At 66.7% G+C, this 2,006-nt stretch carries 2 protein-coding genes; both read right to left on the bottom strand.

What is annotated here, in order from left to right; all coding sequences use genetic code 11:
- The coding region (locus MUO23_02820) for a hypothetical protein (protein ID MCJ7511887.1) at positions 1-1,098 on the bottom strand (1,098 nt) is incomplete at its 3' end.
- Positions 1,099-1,522: 424 nt separating this feature from the next.
- On the bottom strand, positions 1,523-2,006 hold a 484-nt coding region (locus MUO23_02815), incomplete at its 5' end, for a DUF3160 domain-containing protein (GenBank protein MCJ7511886.1).

Below are 2,006 nucleotides of genomic sequence, written 5' to 3'. Positions count from 1 at the left end.
GGCCGGGTCGTCGATCCGCACCTTCACCCGGTCGAGATCGCCGTAGCCGTTGCCGTAGTAGCGCAGCGACCAGCCGCCGGGCGGATTCCACACGGCGTTGATCCGGCTGTTGTAGTAGTACTTGCGCAGGATCTCGTCCCAAGTTAGCAGGTCGTAGGCGTCGTCGCGCGTCTCCCACTGGCCCATGCAGGTGCCCAGCGTCGGGCACTGGCTGAGGTAGGCGCGATAGAACGTGCGGAACAGGTTGCTGTCGCTGTTGCGCAGCAGCCGGAAGTTCCAGGTGAAGTCCACAGCGTTGTTGGTGCTGGCATAGGCTACGGCCGGGTTGTACACTTGGTCGCAAGTGCTGTCGTACACGTCGGCATCCGGCCACTTGCCGCCGATGGCGATGTACGACCAGGCGTACATCTTGACCGCCATCGCTCCGGCCCGCAGCGACTCGTGCGGCCAGCTGTTCACCCACTCGTTCGGCAGCACGTGCTTGGCGTAGTCCTTGAAGTCGATCGTGCGCACAGTGTACGGACGACTGGTGTCGCAGTATGGATATCCGGTGACGCGCACTCGGATCGACCCCGGCAGCGGCAAGTTTGAGTCGTCGAACGGCTCATCCGGCAGGGCGGAGGCACCGCCGGCCTCCGGCCAGTCGCTGGCCGTCGTTCTAGGGGCTGGAACTTGGATTGTGACCGGATCGGGGCCGAGCTCGACGGTCAGGATCAAAGTGTCGTTGACCAGCAGCCGGGCGTCCAGCAGCTGCCACTCGCCAAAGCCTGCGGCAGTGACCCGCACCAGGCTGAGCGTGCGGTCTTCCGTTAGCGGAATGTCCGACCAGCCGAAGCGTCCCTGGCTGTCGCTGCGATCCTCAAGGCCGAGGTCCGGAACGGCCACCTCGGCGCCCGGGACGGGCAGGCCGGTGGCTGCGTCGTGGACCTCGCCCACGATCGCCGCCGAGTCGGGCGACTGAGCGGCCCCGGCGGCCGGGGGCGACAGGCGCGGCCCGATGGCTAGCACAGCGGCGCAGGCCAGCAGCGCCGTGGGCAAGGCGAACCAAGGTCGGAGGAGGCGGGAGGGGTGTCGCTTCATGGTCTCAATGCGCAGCATGCCAAGCAACCCCCTCCCCGGGGGCTGGCTTGGGGCTCACTGGCCGGCTGTGCGCCTGGTTGTTCCAGTCTTTCAGGCCTCTCATGGGCTGTCAAGGACCCCCTGGTCCCGTGCAAGATCGGGACCATCCTAACCCGAGGTGGGGGGTCTGTGCTGGGGGGCGGAGATCCCTGTCGAGGCTGAATTCAGGCCTTGTCCGGCAAGCGTGCAGGCGCGGGTGACCTGGATGCATCCTTGCGCCGGGCGGTGAGAGGTTCCATGGATCCCCGCCTGCGCGGGGATGACGACGCCGCCGGATAGGCCGTTGCCGCCGAGGCACCGGCGGTTGCTGCAGACTGTTGCGCCTGCACAATCCAAACTGGCTGGCATGGCCGCCACCGCCGGCGTGCCTTCTGGCGATAGAATCGCGATTGGGTCTGTGCCCCTACGGCCGGTACGACCGCACGTACCATGCCTGGTCCTCGACCACCCAGCCGGCTTCGGCCGACGCCTCGCCTTCGAAGGAGCAGTACTCGCAGCTGACCTTCCACCAGGTGTAGCCGTCTTTCTCCACCGGCCCGTCGATGATCGTGATGTAGCTCTCCGGCATCAGCACGCCCAGGATTGGCGCCGTAGTCGAAGCCGATTGGCGCAACCGCAGGTCCTTGCCGGCCTCGGTCACAATGTAGGTATCGCCCGTTCGGAAGAACAACGGCACCGCCGGGCTGCCGCCCTCCAACGAGAACCGGTCCGCCCAGGACGGAGACGGGGGCGCTGCGTCATTGTCCAGCTGGGCGCGCCACTCGTCATCGGTCAAGCGCTGGTCACGCGGCTGCTTGAACTCGTAGTACGAGTACACGCCGCCCTGGGCGATCTCCCGCCCGCCCTCCAGAGGCACGACGACATAGATCCGATCGACGTACCCGGTC

This window comes from Anaerolineales bacterium (genome assembly GCA_022866145.1).
GTDB lineage: Bacteria > Chloroflexota > Anaerolineae > Anaerolineales > E44-bin32 > PFL42.
Note: the sequence above shows the minus strand (reverse complement) of the source record. Positions and strands in the feature narration are given on the sequence as shown.